This is a genomic window from Lysinibacillus sp. KU-BSD001, assembly GCF_042920265.1.
Classification (GTDB): Bacteria; Bacillota; Bacilli; order Bacillales_A; family Planococcaceae; genus Lysinibacillus_B.
Genome location: NZ_JBDQZI010000031.1, coordinates 1 through 2,051, shown reverse-complemented (window position 1 = coordinate 2,051; position 2,051 = coordinate 1). Strand labels below are relative to the sequence as shown.

Here is a 2,051-nt window from a genome sequence, read left to right as displayed (position 1 = left end):
AAAATTGGCCCGTTGGTCAAGTGGTTAAGACACCGCCCTTTCACGGCGGTAACACGGGTTCGAATCCCGTACGGGTCATCATAAAAGTCTGAGACGATATATCATCGTTTCAGGCTTTTTTATATGTTTTGAAACCCCCACTCCTAAAAGTTAGATACAGTTATTTCATTAGGCAACTTGATTATAAACGTCATCATATTAAAATGTAGCTTGGCTTTCTGGCTATTCGATGACAGACATGGTTTAATTGAAAATATTCTTTTAATTAAGCGTTTACGCGTTCAACAGCTGTACGTTCTTTGTAAAGTTTTTCCCTAAATGCAGAGCCTCTTACGGGATACATATACTTGCGAATATTCGTCTCACACTTAATTTTGAAGACCTTTTGACAAAGTGAATCGTCACGTAATGGACAGGTTACATATGCTTTCGTACGCATAAATTTTAGGGTCTGGTATTTCTCATCAAAGCTGTCGTAACAGTAGCCATGTTCACACACACGTTGGACGGAAATCCGCATCAAAGCCCAAGATTTCAGATCTAAGATATTTGACATAACAAATGACTGCTTTCATATCTTGATTCAGGATTTGGCGGTAAATCGCTTAATAATCATATTCTTCATCGAAAACCACGGTTGTGAACGGAGTTGATACTACTACTTCTGCTACCTTTTTTAACAGTGGAATCACAGCTTTACTATCGCTTAAGTTGCTAGATAACATAAAGCATGCCACAATGTACTCGCTTTTTGTTGACACAACTAAATGTCCTTTAAAGTTGAACCAGACCGTGTTTTTACCGTCATTATTTTTCTTGATGTTCCACCTTGGCTGAAAGGGAAAATCGAAAAAAAGGGAGTTAAATATCAATATAATTAGTTAGTTTTTTGTGCTTTTTCTTTTTTCTCAGATGGTTTTGGCCCATCTCGAGTTTCAAAATGTGCCGAGTCAAAACCTACGTGTTCATCACCTAGAAACTCCTCTGTAAAGCCCATTTGAATCAGTTCATCCTGCATTTTATCCAAGACCTCTGACTGGCTAATCACGTCGACCATATGTGAATAGGAAGCTTCAGAAGGTACCTAATCGGAAACTAAAAAGCCGCAATCTAAACGAAAGACAAGATTATATTTTAGACGTTTGACTAAATCCTTCCCCATTGGAATACGTTCCACAATGCGAATGATCAACGATTGAATAATCGCCTCGTAGTTTAATTCTCTTGGTGCACTATACATTGTGTTTTTACGGAACAGTTGGAAAATCAGCTGTAAATCGAAAGTGGCTAAAATCCTATCAAAATGATGAGAATTTTCTATTCCCATTAATTCATGGATGCCAAATAGATGCATTTTTTTTACAATGGTCATAAGGTATTCATTTGTTGGATAATTTTTAGTTTTTCACTTAATTTATAACAAATTGAGGAGGTGCCCGTTTTTTATTGTTTTGAAACCATTGGGAGACAAGGGATTGGAGTTATGAAATTAACTCAGATAATTTTTATTAAAAAGTTTAAAGAAAAAGATGACAACAAAAAACATTATTCGTTATTATAGTAATTATAAGCTTCATTAATATTTACTGTTTATCTTCACTTAGTAGCAATATCTTGTATGATGAATTTAAAATTTCACTATATATGGTGCTTTTTTAAAAAAAACGTTTTTTATCAAAAAAAAAGAAAAAAAGGTATTGCAATTATTTATAGATATGATAATATAAATCTTGTCCTTAACAAAAGGGCGATTCACTAGCAAGTGAAAAGCTTAGTGATAATAGTTAGTACTTCTGATAACAATTACATGAAAGATTAGAAGTCAATGTTTATAGTGAAGTGATGATGGCAAAGAGGTCACACCCGTTCCCATACCGAACACGGAAGTTAAGCTCTTTAGCGCCGATTGTAGTTGGGGGCTTCCCCCTGTGAGAGTAGGACATCGCTTCGCTTAATACCCAGGAGGATTAGCTCAGCTGGGAGAGCACCTGCCTTACAAGCAGGGGGTCGGCGGTTCGAGCCCGTCATCCTCCACCATCTCAAAATGCCGG

General features: G+C 36.4%; 3 protein-coding genes, 2 tRNA genes and 1 rRNA gene. 3 read left to right on the top strand and 3 right to left on the bottom strand.

Annotated features, from left to right (window positions below; all coding sequences use genetic code 11):
- The first annotated feature begins 6 nt into the window (after nucleotides 1–6).
- Nucleotides 7–78: transfer RNA gene (locus AAGS61_RS20775), tRNA-Glu, on the top strand.
- Between the two features lie 527 nt (nucleotides 79–605).
- Here the strand turns inward: AAGS61_RS20775 and AAGS61_RS20770 are convergent.
- The 3 genes from AAGS61_RS20770 to AAGS61_RS20760 form a co-directional block, all read right to left on the bottom strand.
- A complete protein-coding gene (locus AAGS61_RS20770; RefSeq protein ID WP_391376597.1) occupies nucleotides 606–761 on the bottom strand; it encodes a hypothetical protein in 156 nt (51 codons plus the stop codon).
- A 116-nt stretch (nucleotides 762–877) separates the two neighbouring features.
- A complete protein-coding gene (locus AAGS61_RS20765) occupies nucleotides 878–1,018 on the bottom strand; it encodes a hypothetical protein (RefSeq protein ID WP_391376595.1) in 141 nt (46 codons plus the stop codon).
- A gap of 66 nt (nucleotides 1,019–1,084) precedes the next feature.
- The gene (locus tag AAGS61_RS20760) at nucleotides 1,085–1,372 is read right to left on the bottom strand and encodes a hypothetical protein (RefSeq protein WP_391376593.1); all 288 of its coding nucleotides are present in this window, start codon (nucleotides 1,370–1,372) and stop codon (nucleotides 1,085–1,087) included.
- A gap of 463 nt (nucleotides 1,373–1,835) precedes the next feature.
- Here AAGS61_RS20760 and rrf point away from each other — a divergent pair.
- Together rrf and AAGS61_RS20750 are read left to right on the top strand one after the other, a co-directional pair.
- Nucleotides 1,836–1,951, top strand: a 5S ribosomal RNA gene (gene rrf, locus AAGS61_RS20755).
- Between the two features lie 10 nt (nucleotides 1,952–1,961).
- Nucleotides 1,962–2,037 (top strand) — tRNA-Val (locus tag AAGS61_RS20750).
- The last annotated feature ends 14 nt before the right edge of the window (nucleotides 2,038–2,051 follow it).

Excerpts from the sequence above, each read along its gene's own strand:
- AAGS61_RS20765 (WP_391376595.1), bottom strand. The coding sequence starts at position 1,018 with ATGCAGGATGAACTGATTCAAATGGGCTTTACAGAGGAGTTTCTAGGT.
- AAGS61_RS20760 (WP_391376593.1), bottom strand. The coding sequence starts at position 1,372 with ATGACCATTGTAAAAAAAATGCATCTATTTGGCATCCATGAATTAATG.